Source organism: Corynebacterium sp. LK2537 (genome assembly GCF_040946485.1).
Classification (GTDB): Bacteria; Actinomycetota; Actinomycetes; order Mycobacteriales; family Mycobacteriaceae; genus Corynebacterium.
Genome location: NZ_JAYWLQ010000001.1, coordinates 505,571 through 523,728, shown reverse-complemented (window position 1 = coordinate 523,728; position 18,158 = coordinate 505,571). Strand labels below are relative to the sequence as shown.

The following is an 18,158-nucleotide window of genomic DNA, read 5'->3' as shown; positions in this document are numbered from 1 at the left end:
GATTAGGCGGCGGGTTCGCCGGGGTTGACCGGAACGACGAGCAGGCCGTCGTCGGCCAGATCCTGAGAGAAGTTCTGCGCGCGCTCGGCGGAAACGTAGGCGATCACCGAGTTGGCCACCCCGGCCGCGGCCGCCCGCGCTGCCACCGCGCCGCGGGCCGTGACCAGCTCGGCGACTTCGGCGGCCACCGGCAGGTGGTAGATACTGCCCAGGGCCGACTGCGACTGGTGGATTAGCGGCAGCAAGTCGGCGCCGCGGCGAGACCGCAGCGAGCGCGCGATGCCCAGGGCGCGGTCGGTCTCGGCGACGTAGAAACCGAGCCAGCTGGCGGCATCGGCGTGCTCGGGGTGGTCCTGTTCCGGGTGCACCTCGTGGACCGCATCCAGCCAGTCCAGCACGCGCGAGGACGCGTCCGGCAGCAGGCGCAGGCTGTCCGTGCCGAAGGCGTGGCAGGCGTTGTCAACGAAGCGCTGGCGGATGCGCAGATCCACCCCGATCTGCGGATCCGGGCTCGAGTCCGGGACCGCGACGACGAAGGCGTGCAGCTTGTCGCCCAGCGGGTGCGGGGCCTGGGTCACCGAACCGTCGGCGTAGTCGATGATGGAGACCTGCCGGCCGTTGCCGCGCAGGGCTGCCGTGTGGCGGGCGCGCAGTGCCGGCAGGGCCGCGAAGGAATCGACGGCCTGGGAGCAGACCTCGGCCAGGCGGGCGCGCAGCGGGGCATCGTGGGGATCCTCGTTGCCGCCCAGCATGGCTAGGGCCACGGCGACATCGGCGGCCGCCAGCCCACCCAGGCCGGAATAGGTCGGGATGTCCGTGACCACGGTGATGTCCACGCCGGTGGTCTCGCGGGAGAGCAACTGCCGGGAGACCATCGTGCTAACCACGCCGCCGAAGCGCTCGGCCAGCCCCCCCGTCGGGAACGGCGGCGGGACCGGCTGCCCGGACTCGTCGACGCTGGGCTGCTGTGCCGCGGCCAGTTGGGACAGGGTGTCGAGCGTCGTCGATTCCTCGCGCACCTGGGGCTCGCCGGGCCCGTCGACGCGGTAGGTCACGGTGATGGTCGAATCCTCGCGCGGGCTGACGGCCGCCGCGGCGCGCAGATCGGAAAGCCCCGCGGCAACGATGCCCCCGTAGTGGTCAACGTGCTCACCGATGAGCAACCAGGTTGCCGGCGCGCTGGCCACGTGGGCGGCTTCTACGCCCACGCGTTGGTGGTGGGCGGCGCGGGCTTTATCGACAACGTGGTCGGTCGGGGCGGGCCAAAATGGCATTGCGGGGGATACTCCTTCATTCACGGTCGCACTCGCTCGCCGTCGCATCGATGGGGATTGGGCGCCGGCGCACGAGAAGTCCTAACAGAAACATTCTAGCGGCGCGGACAAGAACCGATGGGTACTGTGGGATACCGCGGGCGATAACCCGCGCTAAATCGCTTAATAAACCCCGTCAAACAAGGAGGCTTAGACCATGGCCGAGCAGGATTCGCAATGGTATTTCAACCCGTCCACCGGTGAGGTTACCCAGGGCCCGCAGGATTCCTGGGACAACCGGATGGGGCCGTACTCGTCTGAGGAAGAGGCCCGCAACGCGCTGAAGACCGCGGCGGAGCGCAACGCCGCGGCCGATGAAGCCGAGGAAGTAGAAGACGACTGGGGCAAGCCCGCCCAGTGGGACAAGTAACCTACTTCAGCTTCTTCTTCAGCGGCTTGAATGCCGACTTAATCTGATCGAAGGACTCGGAGTAGTCCTCCAGCGCCTCCAGACCAATCTGGCGCTCGCGCTGGTACAGCAGCCCGTAGCCGAAGGTGTCTTCACCCCGGCTGCGGGCTGCTTGCGCGAGCTCTAGCAGCTTGTCGCGGGAGGTCACCGAGTCCTGGAAGTCGCCCAGTACCGACTGCATCTGCTTGCAGACCTTGTACAGGCGCTTGGTCTTGAGCTTGGTCGCCGAGCCCGCGGCCTCAGCGGCGTAGCGCAGCTTCTTGGCGGCCTTGCGCATGTCGTGGAAGTAGTCTTCGCGCTCGTGCAGGCTGAGCTCGTCATTATCCCAGTTGATGATCGCCTTTTCGTGGCGCTTGACCAGCTTGCGGTAGGCCTTGGCCAGGTGCCGCGCCATGACGGTTTCCATGTCCTCGGGCTCAGCCGGTTCCGGCTGCTGCGGCTTTTCGGTCTCTGCCTCGGCGGGCACAGACTCGGCGGCAGCTGCGGGCGCTGTCTCCGCGCCGTCGGCCGGTGCCGGGGCCTCGGTCGTGCTTGCCGGTGCCGGGGCTGCCTCGGTCTCGGTCTCCGACGCGGTTTCGGCCTGCGGCTCGGTCTCTGCCGGCTGGGCTTCCACGACGGGCGGGTGGGCCAGCAGCTGGTCTAGGTCATCGAGCAGCTCGAGGTAGCGGTCGGAGTTGAGCGCGCCGATGACGCGCCGGTGGGCGCGGCGGTAGGCGGTGCCCATGTCGTGGGCGATGTGCCGGCGGGTGTTGTCGTCCAGGGTGTCGGAGTCTTCCTGCTCCAGCAGGGACTGCCAGCGTTCCTCGACGACCTCGGCGTCGCGGGCAACGCCCAGCATGGCGGCCAGTTCCTTGAGGTTGGCCTCGATCTTTTCGATCTCCGGGCCGGCCACGATCCCGTGGAAGGTCTGCAGGTGGCTGCGCAGCTCGCGGGTGGCCACGCGCATCTGGTGGACGGAATCCCACTCGTCGGCGCGGACCTTCGGGTCGTATTCGACCAGCTTGTCGCGGTTGGCCTGCAGGGCCTCGACGACGGCCGCCGCCGGGGAGTCTTCCTCCACGTCCGGGGTGCGCAGGGCCGGGGGAAGCGGGGCCTGGTCCTTGGAGCGGCCGAGGGCGGACGACAGCTTCGACGGGGAGGCGGACACCCGGGCCCCGGCGCCGATGAGCAGGGAAGTAGCAGAGCGGATGATCTCGCTGCCGCGGTCGGTGCCGGCGGTTTCTGCGGCCAGCTCCAGCTCCCATTCGCGCCAGGTGGACTGCTGGCCGCCGGGCAGGAAGCTCCAGGCGGTGACGTGGTCGTCGCAGAACTCGGCGACCGGGCGGCCGTCGTCGCCCAGCAGCAGGGTCTCGGTCCGGTTGTTATCAACCTGGGCGATGGGGGAGACCGGGTGGTTGCGCACGATGGCGCGGACATGGCTGAGCAGTTCTGCCGGGACGCGGTATTCGCCGTCGACGGGCTCACCGAGCTCGGCGCGGACCTCGGTGCGGCCGGTCGAGCCGGGCAGCTTGATGTGCCAGCCGTCGTCCTTGCCGCCGGTGCGGCGCCGCAGGGTGATCTTGTTGCGGGTCAACCGCAGGTCCTCGGTGTCGTAGTAGATGGCGGATAGGGACTGTTCGGTGGATTCCCCATACCCGGCGACGTGGTCCAGGCGCGTCAGATCCGGGGTGGGGGTGGATTCCGCGACTGCGAACTTCGCCTCGATCTCGAGGAAACTGCTGGTTGCCATGGGTGCCCTTTCCTTGTAAAGACTGCTGTGCCTATTAGCTGCGATCATACCCGGCTGAATATTTATGCGTGCCGGGGCCATCACCCGCCGGCGCGGAATCCGGAAAGCGTCGGCAGCCGGTGGGCCCGCCTCTGACCCCACGATGGGGTTAGGCGCTCAGCGCACGCTGGTGGGGCGCAAGGCCGGAGGAGTCGCCGCCCAGGTGGGAGCGCTCCGCGGCGCTGGCCCCGGCGCCGGCTCCCAGCGGGTTGTTCATCGATAGGCTCGACTGGCTGGTGTGCGGGTAGACCTGCTCGAGGGCCTCCTGAGCCGCGGCCATGCGCTCAGCCAAGACGGGCAGGAGGCCGTCGCCACCCGCGTCCCCGTCGGCGCTGGCCGCACCGGCGCGGTTGGCCTCCTCGAGGAGCTCGGAGATGCGCGCGGCATAGGACAGGCGGAAGCTGCGTCGGTAGGAGGCGGTCTGGCTGAAGTACTTGGCCATTTCCGCGTCCGCGCCGTTGCGCATGTGCCAGTCGCACTGGCGGTTGAGGTTGGCAAACAGGTCCGCGGTGTGCGCGCAGTCGTCGGGAGCGCCCACCAGCACGGCCAGGCCGCGCTTGTCCACCAGCAAGGCGGTCACCGAGTTCGCCGCGGCGATAACGCTGAGCAGCACGGCCTGGTAAGCCACCCAGGGCGCGTGCAGGTGCACGCGGTGGGCAATACAGGCGGTGGCCTGGTCGGCGCCGGCGGAAGCCTCCGCCAGGCGGTATTCCTGCCGCAGCTGCTGCGCCTTGGCGATGAGGGTCTCGGCCTCGTCCAAAAACTCGGTGGACTCGGCTTTGCGCAGCAGGGCCTCCACCTTGCCGGCGGCCTTGCGCTGCGCCGACGTCATGGCGGCCTCGGCGGCCTGAGAAGGATCCAGAAGCTCCCAGTCGGGCAGGCTGGGCAGGGACTTGAAATCCTCAAAGAGTTGGTCGATGGCCTCATCCGGGACGGTGGGATCGGTCGGCGGCCCGATGGTCAACCAGGCGTGCCGTAGCGCCGGGCTGGTTACGTGCGCCGGGATGCGGGCGGCGGCGTAAAAGACCATCTGGTGGGTATAGGGCCCACAGATGTGGATGAGGTCCTCCGGCCGCCAGCCGGCGCGGGCGACAAGGATGAGGAAATCGGCTAATTGCTCAAGGCGGCGGTGGTAGCTAAAACGCATGGGGCTAAAGGTTCCTTTCGTCTAAACGGTAGTGAGTGCGTTGGGTGCTGTGGTGGCCTTATCCGACCACGCCGGGCGTGGGGCATCGGCGGCAGCTTCCCCTGCTTGCTACCCCCGCTTACTGACCGCAGGCGGGCAATGTGACCACCCTGCAATGGCCCACCGGACTGGTCCGCGACAAAGCCCACTACGGCCGGGCCGGCCTACTAAGGTGGAATCCATGAACAGCCAACATGAATTCGTGCTGCGTACCGTCGAAGAGCGGGACATCCGGTTTATCCGCCTGTGGTTCACCGATATCCTGGGCGCGCTCAAGTCCGTGGTGATGAGCCCGTCCGAGCTGGAATCCGCCTTCGAGGAGGGCGTGGGCTTCGACGGATCCTCCGTGGAAGGTTTTTCGCGCATCTCCGAATCGGACACGATCGCGCTGCCGGACCCGTCGACGTTCCAGATCATGCCCTTCGACCGCGACGAGCCGGAGCTGCAGTCCGCGCGGATGTTCTGCGACATCGCCCAGCCCGATGGGCAGCCGTCGATGGTGGACCCGCGCCACATCCTGCGCCGGCAGGTCACCGCGGCGGCCAACGAGGGCTTTACCTGCATGGCCTCGCCGGAAATCGAGTTTTACCTGCTGCAGCAGCGCCCCGAGGCAGAAGACCTGCTGCCCACCGACAACGGCGGCTATTTCGACCAGGCCACCCAGGACGCCGCCCCGCGCTTCCGCCGCCAGGCCATGCTCTACCTGGAGGAACTCGGCATCGCCACGGAGTTTAGCCACCATGAGACCGCGCCGGGCCAGCAGGAGATCGACCTGCGGCACGCGGACGTTATCACCATGGCGGATTCCATCATGACCTTCCGCTACGTCATCAAGAAGGTCGCCGCCGACCTGGGCGTGCGCGGCACCTTCATGCCTAAGCCCTTCGAGGAATACTCCGGCTCCGGCATGCACACCCACCTGTCCCTGTTTGAGGGCGAGTCCAACGCCTTCCACGACCCGGATGATGAGTTTTCGCTGTCGACGACGGCCAAGCAGTTCATCGCCGGCATCCTGGAGCACGCCAACGAGATGTCCGCGGTGACCAACCAGTGGGTCAACTCCTATAAGCGCCTGATGTTCGGCTCGGAGGCCCCGGGCTCGGCGACCTGGGGCGTGTCCAACCGCTCCGCGCTGGTCCGCGTGCCGACCTACCGGCTGACCAAGGAGGAGTCGCGCCGGGTGGAGATCCGCTCGGTGGATTCCGCGATGAACCCCTACCTGGGCTACGCCGTGCTGCTGGCCGCCGGGCTCAAGGGCATCCGGGAGGGCTACGAGATGGGAGATCCGGCCGAGGACGACGTGCACCAGCTCACCCGCCGGGAGCGCCGGGCGATGGGATATAAGGACCTGCCCATGTCGCTGGACCAGGCGCTGCGCCACCTGGAAAAGTCCGACTTCATGGCCGAGGTCATGGGCGAGCACGTCTTCGAGTTCTTCCTGCGCTCGAAGTGGGATGAGTGGCACGCCTACCAGCGCCAGATCACCTCCTTCGAGCTGCGCCACAACCTGAACTACTAAGCCTTTACCGACCCAAGCGAAAGGGGCAATTGACTGTGCGCGCGACGGTACCTTCCCCGGCCACCCTGGGGCTGACCCGGGAGAGCGCGGCCGCCGACCTGGAGTGGCTGGGCTGGAACAACGCCGAATCCACCGAGCTGCTCTGGTGCCTGGCCGCGGCCGGGGACCCGGATCTGGCGCTCAACACGGTGATGCGCCTCTACCAGGGCCTGGATGATTCCGGCCGCGAGCTGGATCAGCAGATGCGCACCAACGAGGCGCTGCGGGTGCGGCTGCTGGCGCTTCTGGGGGCATCGACGGCGCTGGGCGATCACCTGGCCGCCGAGCCGGAGCTGTGGCGCCAGCTGGCCGAGCCTTTGCCGGAGCCAGACGAGATGCTCGCGCAGCTTCTGGGCGCGGTCGATGCCCGCCCCGCGCAGTTCGCCGCCGAACTCGACCGGCCGGACACGGCGAGTGCGCAGCTGACCACCCCGGGCAGCTACGTTGCGGGCACGACGGGCCAGGACGCCACGCGGGCGCTGAAGTCGACCTACCGGACGCTGATGATGCGCGTGGCCAGCCACGACCTGGCGGGCACGTTCTATTCGCGCAAGGGGCAGTCGAGCCCGCAGCCGCGCATCGAATACTCCACGGTTACCCGGCTGACCACGGCGCTGGCGGACGCGGGGTTGACCGCGGCGCTGGCGGTGGCCACGGCGACGGTCTATGGCGAGGACCCGCTCGATAGCCAGCTGGCCGTCATCGCGATGGGCAAGTGCGGGGCCGGGGAGCTCAACTACATCTCCGACGTCGACGTCATCTTCGTGGCCGAGCCCTTGAGCGAGGAAGACGACGCCCGGCTGGGCAAGGCGACGCGGGTGGCCTCGAAGTTCATCCAGATTGGCACCAAGTGCTTCTTCGAGGTGGACGCCAACCTCCGCCCGGAGGGCAAGTCCGGGGCCCTGGTGCGCACGCTGGACTCGCACGTGAAGTACTACCAGCGCTGGGCGCACACCTGGGAGTTCCAGGCGCTGCTCAAGGCCCGCCCCCAGACCGGCTACCTGCCGTTGGGCCAGGACTACCTGGACAAAATCGGGCCGATGGTCTGGTCGGCCTCCCAGCGCGAGTCCTTCGTGGAAGACGTGCAGGCCATGCGTCGCCGGGTGCTCGACAACGTGCCCGAGGACCTGCGCACCCGGGAGCTTAAGCTGGGTGCGGGCGGCCTGCGGGACGTGGAGTTTGCCATCCAGCTGCTCCAGCTGGTCCACGGCCGCTCCGACGAGAGCCTGCGCGTGCTGTCTACCGTCGACGCCTTGGCCGCCCTGGTCAGCGCCGGCTACGTCGGCCGCGAGGACGGCAACCAGCTCATCGAGGCCTATGAATTCCTGCGGCTGCTCGAGCACCGCCTGCAGCTGGAGCGTTTCCGCCGCACCCACACCATGCCACCCAACGATGACGCGGACGCGTGGAAGTGGCTGGCCAAGATCTCCGGGTTCACGCCCACGGGCCAGCGTTCTGCCGCCCAGATGATGGCGGCGACGCTGCGCACCATCCGCCACCGGATTTCGCAGCTGCATTCGCGCCTGTTCTACCGCCCGCTGCTGCACTCGGTGGTCTCCATGAGCTCCGCGGAGCTTAAATTGTCGCCGGAGGCCGCGAAGCTGCAGCTGGCCGCCCTGGGCTATAACTACCCGGACCGCGCCTTCGAGCACCTGACCTCGCTGGCGGCGGGCAGCTCCCGCAAGGCCAAGATCCAGGCGATTTTGCTGCCGACGCTGATGGAGTGGCTGTCTGGCACCGCCGATCCGGACATGGGCCTGCTCAACTACCGCAAGCTGTCGGAGGCGGCCTTTGACCGCACCTGGTTTTTGCGGATGCTGCGGGACGAGGGCATCGTCGGCCAGCGGCTGATGAAGATCCTGGGCACCTCGCCGTACACCGCGGATCTCATCATCGCCGCGCCGGATACCGTCAAGTTGCTCTCCGACGGCGCCGCCGGGCCGAAGCTCATGGACGCCCAGCCGGAGCAGGCCTTCAAGGCGCTGGTCAACTCCACCAAGCGGCACGCCGACCCGGACAAGGCGGTGGCCGTGGCGCGTTCGCTGCGGCGGGTGGAGCTCGCCCGCATCGCCGCCGCGGACCTGCTGGGATTTATGCCGGTCGAGCAGGTCTGCCGGGACCTGTCCCTGGTCTGGGACGCGGTGCTGGAAGCCGCCCTGCGCGCCGAGATCCGCGCCTGGCTGCGCGCTCAGGAGGAAGCGGCAGCCGAAACCGCCGAGGCACCCGCCGGCACTGAGAACACTGAAAACGCTGACGATGCCGACGCTGCGCCGGCCGCGCAGCCGGTGAGCCCGCCGGCGCGAATCGCCGTTATCGGCATGGGCCGGCTGGGCGGCATGGAGCTGGGCTTCGGCTCGGACGCGGACGTGATGATAGTGGCCGAGCCCGCGCCGGGCGCGGACGAGACCGCCGCCATCAAGTGGGCAATCGGGATCGTGGACAAGATGCGGCGCCGCCTGTCCAAGCCCTCGGGCGATCCGCCCCTGGAGGTCGACCTGGGCCTGCGCCCGGAGGGCCGGTCCGGGGCGGTGGTGCGCACCATCGCCTCCTACGAGCGCTATTACGACCAGTGGGGCGAGCCCTGGGAGATGCAGGCGCTGCTGCGCGCGGCCTTCGTGGCCGGCGACAAGGACGTCGGGGAGAAATTCCTGGAGGTCATCGACCGCTTCCGGTACCCCAGTGAGGGCGTGAGCCAGTCCACCATCCGCGCTATCCGGCGGATGAAGGCCCGCGTGGACAACGAGCGCCTGCCGCGCGGGGCGGACCGCAACACCCACACCAAGCTGGGCCGCGGCGCGCTGACCGATATCGAGTGGACGGTCCAGCTGCTGACCATGATGCACGCGCACGAGTTCGCCCAGCTCCACGACCCGTCGACGCTGCGGGGACTCGACGCGCTGGAGGAGTGCGAGGTGCTTGACGCCGAGCAGGTGGCCAGCCTGAGGGAGGCGTGGCTGATGGCTACCGATGCCCGCAACGCCCTGGTCTTGGTCCGCGGCAAGCGCGTGGACCAGCTCCCGCAGCCGGGCCCGCAGCTGGCCCAGGTGGCCGGCGCGGCCGGCTGGGCGCCCGAGGACAACCAGGAATTCCTGGAGGCCTACCTAAAGCTGACCCGGCACGCCCGCCGCGTGGTCGACGAGGTCTTCTGGGGCGAGGCCGAATCCTTCGAGCACGATTAGCAGGCGGCGGCCTCCCCTTAGGGGGTCGCCCGGATTTCGCCCTGATTTTGCTGGCAAAGTCGGCTTTTGCCTAGGCAAGCCGAGTTAGTCTTCCTAGACTGGGAGGTGCCGTCCACGGTGGCTGGCCCCATATACGGCCCCACCGCGGACGCGGCACCAACGCGAACTAAACCCACCACCAGCGGACCTAGAGTAGAGGAGAAAAATAATGGCACTGCGGATTTCTTTGGATCTTTCGGCGGCTACCTTTCGCGACTTAAGCGGATTTATGGACTCGGCGCGCGCGGCTGGCGCGGGCGCGGATACGGAGCTGAAGGTAGAAGACGACAAGCTCATCATCAGCATCGAGGGACCTGCCGGGCACAACCGTCCCGAGGCGCCGCACCAGGTGGTCGACGAAGACGGCCGCGGCGTCGACGAGCGCAAGCCCAACTTCGGCCCGGTGGGCGAGCAGGCCATCCGCAGCGTGATCGATATCTTGAGCGGCCGGCAGGAGCCGCCGCGCCGCGGTGATAGCTTCGGGCACTTCTAGGCGCTAGAATTCCCGAGAGTTCAGCACTAGTATTTGTTCATTCGATTCTCTATTAGTTCAGGCAAGGGGCCAGCATGGCAGGCACAGAACCCACCTCGCCTTCGCACCACACCCCGGCGGAGCAGCCGGCGGGGACCGCGCAGGCGGTGCGCGGGCCGGCGGACGGGCATCGTCAGCAGTGGGTCGTCGCCGGGGCCGTGGCCGTCCTGGCCCTGATCTTCGCGCTGGTGGCGGTCTGGTTTATGTGGCCGCTGAACACCACGCACCAAGGCCGCACGGTCGGCGACGCCGCCTCCCTGGCCACCGGGCCGGAGACCACCGCCCCGGACGAGGAAGAGGAAGAGCCGCGCCCGGGCTACCGCCTGGTCGAGCTGGCCGAGGCACTGGGTATCCCGGAGGCCGCCATGCCCAAGCAGGCCTTCGAGGCGGGCGATAGCCGGGAGCAATCCCGCGAGGAGCTCGAGGCGGTCATGGACACCGCCGTCAGTGAGGGCCGCCTGAGCGAGGACGAGGCTGAGGCAGTGCTCAAGGCCTTCGACGAGGGGCTCATCGAGGGGCAGTCCGGCCCGCTGGTGGCCAGCAACGACGACCAGTAGCGCGGGGCCGGGCAACCGGCAGCGAGATGGCAGGAACCGGCCACCGCCCACACAGACGCGACGCTTATTCTTTCCCTTAGAAGATAACGGAAAGGTAACGTTTATGTCCTGTTCTTACACCGCCCGCCGGCGCTGGCAGACCCTCGGGATGCTGGCAATCGCACTGGGAGTGCCGATTTTAGGCGGCGTGGCCATGGCGGCCACGGTCAACGATTTCGTGGTGGCCGGGGCCGGAGCAGCCGAGACGTACCTGCCGTTTACCAGTAGGGTAGGGCTGCACCCGGCCAGCGCCTTGCCCCCTGGCAGCGCCGAGACTGGGCTGGTTGAACGGATAGCCGATGCGCTGCCTGCCCGGCTGCGCGAGCTCTACTAGGGAAGGTCGTGGCCCGACATGCTGACAACGGTGGCGTTCCGGCCCTTTGAGCAGCGCCGGCACCGCGCGAGTAGCGCCTACGTGTGGGAGCTTCCGATAACCCGTTACCTGCAGGAGTTCGGCAAAATTGACTTTCGCAGCCCGGTGACGTTCTTCGCCGGCGAAAACGGCGCCGGCAAGTCCACGCTGCTGGAGGCCATCGCCCTGAGCGCCGGTTTCAGCGGGCGGGGCGGCCCGCTGCTGCCCGAGGGGGTCAAGGGGACCAACACGGAGTCGGAGCTGTCCCACTGGCTGGCCCTGCGCTTCGATGAGGCGGTGCTGCGCGGGTACTACCTGCGCAACGAGACCCATTTTGACCTGCTGCGCGACGAGTCCGAGCGGGCCGCCAGGCGCAACAACCTCAGCCGGGGCGTGGACCTGATGAAGCGATCCCACGGCGAATCTGTCTTCGATATCCTCGGCGAATACGTCGACGGCCGCGGGCTCTACCTCATGGACGAGCCGGAGGCGGGCCTGTCGGTCATCCACCAGATGGCGCTGCTCGCCGAGATCGACCAGGCTGTCCAGCGCGGCGCCCAGTTCCTCATCGCCACGCATTCACCCATCCTGCTGGGCGTGCCCGGGGCGCAGATCTTCCAGTTCGACGACTTCGGCCTGCAGGACGTGGCCTACCGTGAGACCGACGCGTACCGGGCCACCCAGGAATTCATCGCGGAACCGGAAGCGGTCGCGGAATTTTTGACCCGCCCGGAGCTAGACGAAGAGGACAGCTGAAAAGACCCGGAAGCGGTTATTCCGGCAGGCGGGTGATGCGGATGCGCGGGCCGGGCTCGTCTTCGCCGCGGCGGAGCCAGCGGGTAAACAGGATGCCAGTGACGCCGACGGACCACACCGCCAGAATGGCCCAGGCGGCGTAGCGGAAATCGCCCCACTCGTAGGCCGCGCCCTGGGAATGGGAGTCCAGCAGGAAGGCGAAGGACTGCGCGCCCAGCATGCCGGCGATGAAGCCGCCCATATTGCCCAGGCCGGTGGCGGTGGCCACCACGTCGCGGCCCAGGTGCTCGCGGACTAGGTCGAAGCCGTAGTTCGCGGACGGGCAGCAGAGGGCGATGATGAAGGCGAAGCCTAGGGCCGCGGCCAAGCCGCGCGGTTCCGAAGTGGAAAAGAACCACGCCCAGAACAGCACGTGGAGGGTGGAAAAGCCGACGGCGATCAGGTCGCGGGCGTTGCCCGTGCGCGCGGAGATCTTGCCGTGCAGCGGGCCGATGAGCACGAGGAAGACGGAGTTGATGGTCAGCACCAGGCCGGCGGAGGCCTCCGACAGGCCCATGCCGAGCGTCATCAGGGGCACGCCCCACATCATCACCACGACGATCTGGAAGAACATGTTGGAGTAGTGGATGAAAAACGCCTGCCAGGCCACCGGGGAGGTCACCACGGATTTCAGGCGCTGGGGGATGGACAGCGCCTGGGAGTTGGGCTGGACCTCGACGACCTTTTCCTCGTAGACGCCGGCCTTCTCCGGGGAGTCGGCCACCGCGACGGCCGCGGCCAGCGCGATGATAATGCCCACCGCGCCCAGGCTGACAAACGCCGCCGTCCAGCCGGTGGCCCCCAGCAACCAGAGGAAAGGTACCGCGGAGAGGAACTGGCCCAGCTGGCCCAGGGAACCGGTGACCTGCGTGAGCATCGGCGTGCGGTGTAGCGGGAACCAGTAGGGCAAAATGCGCATGACCGACAGGAACGCGGTCGCGTCCCCGCCGCCGATGAGCACGCGGGCGCCGATGGCCACCCAGTAATTAGTGGTAAAGCCCAGGATGACTTGGCCGATCCCCATCACCACCGCGCCGACGACCAGCATGTTGCGCGGCCCGAAGCGGTCGATGGCAATGCCAGTGGGGATCTGGGCCAGGGCGTAGACGCCGACCTGGACGGAGGTGAACACCGCGATCCGGGAGGCGTCGACCCCGAAGCGCTCGATGGCGTCGACGCCGGCCACGCCGAAGGAGGTGCGCCCGGTAATCGCCACGATGTAGACCAACACCGCGGCCACCCAGACATACAGCGCCTTGGTGGTGATGACTTCCCGCGGGTTGGGGCGGTGATTCTCAGGAGTCGACATGGCCGCTTAGTTTACTACCGCGCGAATTTTTGTCGACTGGGGACCGACGGGCACGGCGCCGCGGCGGGCCCCGGCAAGGGAAGGGATAAAAGGGGCCCCGAGCACGCCCGGAACCGCTAGACTTAGCCGCGTGGATTATATTTCGACGCGTGATGTGGACCAGGTTCCGGCCAAATTTACCGATATTCTGCTGGGCGGGCTCGCCCCGGATGGCGGTCTCTACCTCCCGGAGCATTACCCGCAGCTGGATGATGAGCTGCTGACCAGCTGGCGCACCCTATCCGATAAGAAGGGCTACGCCGCGGTCGCCGCCGAGGTCTTGAAGCTGTATATCGACGATATTGACCCGGCAGACCTGGAGCAGATCGCCGCGCGCGCTTATACCTACCCGAAGTTTGCTTCCGAGGAGATCGTGCCCGTCACCGAGCTGGGCGACGGCCTTTTTATCGGCCACCTGTCGGAGGGCCCGACGGCCGCCTTCAAGGACATGGCCATGCAGCTGCTCGGTGAGCTCTTCGAATTCGAGCTGGCGCGCCGGGAAGAAACGCTGAATATTCTGGGCGCGACCTCCGGGGACACCGGCTCCTCGGCGGAATACGCCATGCGCGGCCGCCCCGGCATCCGGGTATTCATGCTGACCCCGGCCGGGCGCATGACCCCGTTCCAGCAGGCGCAGATGTTCGGACTGGATGACCCGAATATCTTCAACATCGCGCTGGACGGCGTCTTCGACGACTGCCAGGACGTGGTCAAGGCCGTCTCCGCGGACGCCCAGTTCAAGCGCGACTACCGGATCGGCGCGGTCAACTCCATCAACTGGGCCCGGCTGCTGGCCCAGGTGGTCTACTACGTCTCCTGCTGGCTGCGGGTGACCGACAACAACCAGCAGAAGGTCTCCTTCTCCGTGCCCACGGGCAACTTCGGCGACATCTGCGCCGGCCACATCGCCCGCCAGATGGGCCTGCCCATCGACACCCTGGTGGTGGCGACCAACGAGAACGACGTGCTGGACGAGTTCTTCCGCACGGGCAACTACCGCCCGCGCCCGGCCGCGGAGACCTTCAAGACCTCCTCGCCGTCGATGGATATTTCCCGCGCCTCTAACTTCGAGCGCTTCGTCTTCGACCTGACCGGCCGGGACGCCGCCCAGGTGGCCGACTGGTTCGGCACGAAGGTCAAGGAGGGCGGCTTCTCCGTGTCCCCGGAGCTTTTGGAAGACGCCCGGGAGGGGTTCGGCTTCACCTCCGCCAGCTCCACGCACGCGGACCGGCTGGCCACCATCGCGGACGTCGACGAGCGCTACGGGGTGCTCATCGATCCGCACACCGCCGACGGCGTCAAGGCCGCCCGCGCGGCCCAAGAGGCCGGCGTGGATACCCCGATCATCTGCCTGGAGACGGCCCTGCCGGTCAAGTTCGCCGACACCATCCGGGAGGCCACCGGCCGGGAGCCGGAGGTGCCCGAGCGTTTTGCCGGTATCCTGGAGGCGGAACGTACCGTGGCGGACTTGCCGAACGATGCCGCCGCGGTCAAGGACTACATCACCCGCTCGATTGACACCACGGAGGTCTAACAATGGCACAGGAACAGTTCGCTGGGCCCGAGTACCACACGGAATTCGATCCGGAGAAGTTCCTGCGTGACCTGCGGGCCCAAGCGGCCGAGGAAGAGGACGAGACCACCCCGGACGATGGTGCTTCGCAGAGCTAGCCGCGGGGTCCTCGCGGCCGCCGCGGTGGTGGCGCTGTCCAGCGCGTGCAGCCTGCCGGTAGAAGACCCGCTGGAGGAGACCAGCCAGCGCACCGCGCCCGCGACGGATCTGGGCGCGGCGGCGGAGCAGACCAAGCTCCCGCCGCGCGAAGACGAGATCCTTACCCCACAGTTCGCGCCCGTGCCGCCGGGCGCGGCCATCCACCTGTCCGTGCAGACGCCGCAGCCGGGGGAGTATTTCAGCTATCAGCTGTGTAGCGTCGCCTACTCCTTCAGCCTGCCGGACGGCCGGTCCTTTGCCGTGACGGCATCGCACTGCGGCAAGGTCGGCGACCAGGTGTGGGCCGCGGATGAGTACGGCGAGTTTTCCTACCCCGCGGAGCCGGTGGGCCAGGTGGTCTACTCGGATTTTTACGCCGCGGACACCCACCACCTGGACGTGGCCTTTATCGAACTCAACGAGGCGGGAACCTCGGGTCAGATTCCCTTCCACACCGCCGAGTCCTTGGAGACCAATATCGCCACGCAGCTGGCGCAGCTGCCGGACCAGGCCTGCAAGCTGGGCGGATCCACCCACAAGACCTGCGGGGAGGTGACCCACCTACCGGAGCTGAGCAAGCTCAATGCCGACGGCGAGCAGCTCGAATCCGAGTCCGCGCGCGCCCGCATGTGTGCGCGCACGGGCGACTCGGGCGGGCCCGTCTACGCCGAGCGCGACGGCCGGCCTGTCATCATCGGCTTGGTCTCCGGCACCACCGAGCGCATGGACGGCGGCACGACGTGCGAGGACTACCCGGACATGGAGCTCTCCTTCACCCCGGCGGTGGAGGTCCAGCGGTTGGCCGACGGGCTGTGGGGCGAGGTAGCCCGCGCCGACGCCGGCACCCCTTAAGGTCGCTGCGTGCCGTAGGCTAGGGGTATGGCAACCCCGGATTTCATTGTGTCCCTGCGTGAAAAGATCGGCCACGACCAGCTCTTCCTGCCCGCCGTGACCGCCATCATCGTGCGCGGCGTGCCGGAGGGCGCGCCTCTGTGGGAGGTACCCACCGTGCTGTTGGCGCGCCGGGCGGATAACGATAAGTGGGCCCCGGTGGCCGGCATCGCCGAGCCGGGCGAGGAGATCAGCACCACCGCCATTCGGGAGGTCGCCGAGGAAGTCGGCCTGGAGGCCCGCGTCGAGGCCCTCCTGGGCGTCGGCCAGGTCGGCCCCGTGGAATACGGCAACGGCGACAAGTGCCTGTTCATGGACACCACCCTGCGGCTCAGCGTGCCTGACGATGCCGTCCCGCACCTCGCCGACGACGAAAACACCGAGGTCGGCTGGTTCTCCGTGGCGCAGCTGCCGCAGTCGCTCACCGCCCGCCACCGGATGGTCATTGCGGACGCGGTCGCGCAAATGAAGCACCCCGCCGGCTTCCGCCCCCGGATCGGCTACGCTAAGCGCAACTAGGTGGCCCGATAAGCTCCCGCAGTTGCTCGGGGCTGTCGGCGAAGGCGAAGCTATCGATGCCGTTGTCGACCTCTTCGCGGCCATGGATTCGCCCGCAGACGACGATGTCGACCGCCCCGCGCGCCGGGGTGACCAGCAGCCGGCCGCGGGCAGCCAGCGCGTAGAACAGGCCGGCATCGCCCGCGCCCCACGCCCAGGCCGTCGCGTAGACGTCGCGGGCGCCGTCCCCCAGCCAGGACGTCTCCAGCACCAGCCCTGGGCGGGTCAGGTAAATCCCGCCGCGCTCCAAGGGCCCCAGCACCTGCCGCACCGCCGCCACGTCGGCGGTCTCCAGGGCGACGAAGGTGAGGGGGTTGGACATGGAAACGAACCTAGCACGACCGTGGAATACTAAGGTGGTGGCTTTGGCGTCAATCACGGCCGGCCGTTGGATACAGCAAAGCCGGCGCCCACGAGGGACGCCGGCTGGGGGCAGGAAAGCCTGCGGAAGGCTAGGGGACTAGCAGTCGAAGTACATTTCGTACTCGAGCGGGGTCGGGCGCAGGCGGGCCGGGGTGATTTCCTCGTCTTCCTTGAGCTTGATGTAGGACTCGATGAGGTCCTCGGTGAAGACGTCGCCCTCGGTCAGGAAGTCCATGTCGTTGCGCAGGGCCTCCAGGGAGGCCTCCAGGGAGGTCGGGGCCTGCGGGATGGAGGCGGCCTCCTCCGGCGGGAGCTCGTAGAGGTCCTTGTCGACCGGGGCGTGCGGCTCCAGGCGGTTCTTCACGCCGTCGATGCCGGCCAACATCATGGCAGCAAAGCCCAGGTACGGGTTGCCGGACGGGTCCGGGGCGCGGAACTCGATGCGCTTGGCCTTCGGGTTGGAACCGGTAATCGGGATGCGGATGGCCGCAGAACGGTTACGCTGCGAGTAGACCAGGTTGATGGGGGCCTCGAAGCCCGGCACCAGGCGGTGGTAGGAGTTCAGCGTCGGGTTGGTAAAGGCCAGGACCGCGCCAGCGTGGTGCAGGATGCCGCCGATGTAATAGCGGGCGGTATCGGACAGGCCGCCGTAGCCGGACTCGTCGTGGAAGAGCGGGGTGCCGTCCTTCCACAGGGACATGTGGGCGTGCATGCCGGAGCCGTTGTCGCCGGCCAGCGGCTTGGGCATGAAGGTAGCGGTCTTGCCGTAGGCTGCGGCGGTGTTCTTGATGATGTACTTGAAGGACTGGACATCGTCAGCCGCGTGCAGCATGGAGTTGAAGCGGTAGTTGATCTCGTTCTGACCGCCGGTGCCGACCTCGTGGTGGAAGCGCTCGACGTCGAAGCCGGCGTCCTGCAGGTTGCGGACCATGGCGTCGCGGACTTCGCCGGTCTTGTCGTACGGCGCGGTGGGGAAGTAGCCGCCCTTCACGCGGGTCTTGTAGCCGGTGTTCGGGGTGCCGTCGATGTTGGTCTCAGCGCTGCGGTTCCACCAGCCCTCGTCGGAGTCGACCTTGAAGAAACCCTCGTGGACGTCGGTGGAATAGCGCACCGAGTCGAAGATGTAGAACTCGGCCTCCGCGCCGAAGAAGCAGGTGTCAGCGATGCCAGTGGAGTTCAGGTACTCCTCGGCCTTGCGGGCGATGTTACGCGGGTCGCGGGTGAAGGGCTCGAGGGTGAACGGGTCGTGCACGAAGCACTTGATGTTCAGGGTCTTCTCGGTGCGGAACGGGTCGATCATGGCCGAGGACGGATCCGGCAGCAGGGTCATGTCGGATTCGTCGATGGAGGTGAACCCGCGGATGGAAGAGCCGTCGAAGGCTAGGCCCTCGGCGGCGGTGTCCTCGTCGAACTCGGAGGCGGGGATGCTGAAGTGGTGCTCGATGCCCGGGACATCGGTAAAGCGGATATCGACAAAGCGGACGTCTTCGTCCTGAATAAACTTTACGATGTCCTGAACGGTCTCGAAAGCCATGGTCATGCTCCTGAAAATTTTGAGAT

At 67.6% G+C, this 18,158-nt stretch carries 16 protein-coding genes and 1 pseudogene; 11 read left to right on the top strand and 6 right to left on the bottom strand.

Going from position 1 to position 18,158, the window contains the following annotated elements:
- Nucleotides 1-2: 2 nt before the first annotated feature.
- Complete coding sequence (locus VVS03_RS02465; RefSeq protein ID WP_368533835.1) at nucleotides 3-1,274, bottom strand: galactokinase family protein; 1,272 nt, start codon at nucleotides 1,272-1,274, stop codon at nucleotides 3-5.
- Nucleotides 1,275-1,470: 196 nt separating this feature from the next.
- Here VVS03_RS02465 and VVS03_RS02460 point away from each other — a divergent pair, with 196 nt between their 5' ends.
- Entirely contained in the window at nucleotides 1,471-1,683 is a 213-nt protein-coding gene (locus tag VVS03_RS02460) for a hypothetical protein (RefSeq protein ID WP_368518980.1), read from the top strand.
- 1 nt (nucleotide 1,684) lies between these two features.
- Here the strand turns inward: VVS03_RS02460 and VVS03_RS02455 are convergent, their stop codons facing one another.
- Together VVS03_RS02455 and VVS03_RS02450 are read right to left on the bottom strand one after the other, a co-directional pair.
- Nucleotides 1,685-3,451 carry a CHAD domain-containing protein gene (locus VVS03_RS02455; RefSeq protein WP_368533836.1) on the bottom strand — a complete coding sequence of 589 codons (1,767 nt, stop codon included), beginning with the start codon at nucleotides 3,449-3,451 and terminating at the stop codon, nucleotides 1,685-1,687.
- A 148-nt stretch (nucleotides 3,452-3,599) separates the two neighbouring features.
- A complete protein-coding gene (locus tag VVS03_RS02450) occupies nucleotides 3,600-4,637 on the bottom strand; it encodes a DUF2786 domain-containing protein (protein ID WP_368533837.1) in 1,038 nt (345 codons plus the stop codon).
- Nucleotides 4,638-4,857: 220 nt separating this feature from the next.
- On the opposite strand from VVS03_RS02450, the gene VVS03_RS02445 reads away from it, so the two are divergent.
- From VVS03_RS02445 to VVS03_RS11305, 6 genes and pseudogenes are all read left to right on the top strand, one after another.
- Entirely contained in the window at nucleotides 4,858-6,195 is a 1,338-nt protein-coding gene (locus VVS03_RS02445) for a glutamine synthetase family protein (RefSeq protein ID WP_368518983.1), read from the top strand.
- Between the two features lie 35 nt (nucleotides 6,196-6,230).
- Complete coding sequence (locus VVS03_RS02440; RefSeq protein WP_368518984.1) at nucleotides 6,231-9,413, top strand: bifunctional [glutamine synthetase] adenylyltransferase/[glutamine synthetase]-adenylyl-L-tyrosine phosphorylase; 3,183 nt, start codon at nucleotides 6,231-6,233, stop codon at nucleotides 9,411-9,413.
- 208 nt (nucleotides 9,414-9,621) lie between these two features.
- Entirely contained in the window at nucleotides 9,622-9,945 is a 324-nt protein-coding gene (locus VVS03_RS02435) for a hypothetical protein (protein WP_368518985.1), read from the top strand.
- A gap of 74 nt (nucleotides 9,946-10,019) precedes the next feature.
- Nucleotides 10,020-10,541 carry a hypothetical protein gene (locus tag VVS03_RS02430; RefSeq protein ID WP_368518986.1) on the top strand — a complete coding sequence of 174 codons (522 nt, stop codon included), beginning with the start codon at nucleotides 10,020-10,022 and terminating at the stop codon, nucleotides 10,539-10,541.
- 103 nt (nucleotides 10,542-10,644) lie between these two features.
- Nucleotides 10,645-10,914 (top strand): hypothetical protein, encoded by a 270-nt coding sequence (locus tag VVS03_RS02425; RefSeq protein ID WP_368518987.1) that lies wholly within the window; start codon nucleotides 10,645-10,647, stop codon nucleotides 10,912-10,914.
- Between the two features lie 18 nt (nucleotides 10,915-10,932).
- Nucleotides 10,933-11,166, top strand: a pseudogene (locus tag VVS03_RS11305) (AAA family ATPase); the annotation flags it as partial.
- 538 nt (nucleotides 11,167-11,704) lie between these two features.
- On the opposite strand, the gene VVS03_RS02415 reads toward VVS03_RS11305, so the two are convergent.
- Nucleotides 11,705-13,036: a nitrate/nitrite transporter gene (locus tag VVS03_RS02415; RefSeq protein WP_368518989.1), complete on the bottom strand. Its 1,332-nt coding sequence runs from the start codon at nucleotides 13,034-13,036 to the stop codon at nucleotides 11,705-11,707.
- A gap of 130 nt (nucleotides 13,037-13,166) precedes the next feature.
- Here VVS03_RS02415 and thrC point away from each other — a divergent pair, with 130 nt between their 5' ends.
- The 4 genes from thrC to VVS03_RS02395 are packed head-to-tail and all read left to right on the top strand — an operon-like array spanning nucleotide 13,167 to nucleotide 16,196.
- On the top strand, nucleotides 13,167-14,609 hold the full coding sequence (gene thrC / locus VVS03_RS02410) for a threonine synthase (protein ID WP_368518990.1): 1,443 nt from the start codon (nucleotides 13,167-13,169) through the stop codon (nucleotides 14,607-14,609).
- A gap of 2 nt (nucleotides 14,610-14,611) precedes the next feature.
- Nucleotides 14,612-14,746, top strand: coding sequence for a hypothetical protein (locus VVS03_RS02405; protein WP_290222556.1), 135 nt, complete (start codon nucleotides 14,612-14,614; stop codon nucleotides 14,744-14,746).
- Nucleotides 14,727-15,638 (top strand): trypsin-like serine protease, encoded by a 912-nt coding sequence (locus VVS03_RS02400; RefSeq protein ID WP_368518991.1) that lies wholly within the window; start codon nucleotides 14,727-14,729, stop codon nucleotides 15,636-15,638. The genes VVS03_RS02405 and VVS03_RS02400 overlap by 20 nt, the downstream gene beginning before the upstream one ends.
- 27 nt (nucleotides 15,639-15,665) lie before the next feature.
- Nucleotides 15,666-16,196: an NUDIX domain-containing protein gene (locus VVS03_RS02395; RefSeq protein WP_368518992.1), complete on the top strand. Its 531-nt coding sequence runs from the start codon at nucleotides 15,666-15,668 to the stop codon at nucleotides 16,194-16,196.
- On the opposite strand, the gene VVS03_RS02390 is transcribed toward VVS03_RS02395, so the two are convergent.
- On the bottom strand, nucleotides 16,183-16,557 hold the full coding sequence (locus VVS03_RS02390; RefSeq protein WP_368518993.1) for a hypothetical protein: 375 nt from the start codon (nucleotides 16,555-16,557) through the stop codon (nucleotides 16,183-16,185). The genes VVS03_RS02395 and VVS03_RS02390 overlap by 14 nt on opposite strands.
- 138 nt (nucleotides 16,558-16,695) lie before the next feature.
- Nucleotides 16,696-18,132 (bottom strand): type I glutamate--ammonia ligase, encoded by a 1,437-nt coding sequence (glnA, locus tag VVS03_RS02385; protein ID WP_368518994.1) that lies wholly within the window; start codon nucleotides 18,130-18,132, stop codon nucleotides 16,696-16,698.
- Nucleotides 18,133-18,158 lie beyond the last annotated feature (26 nt).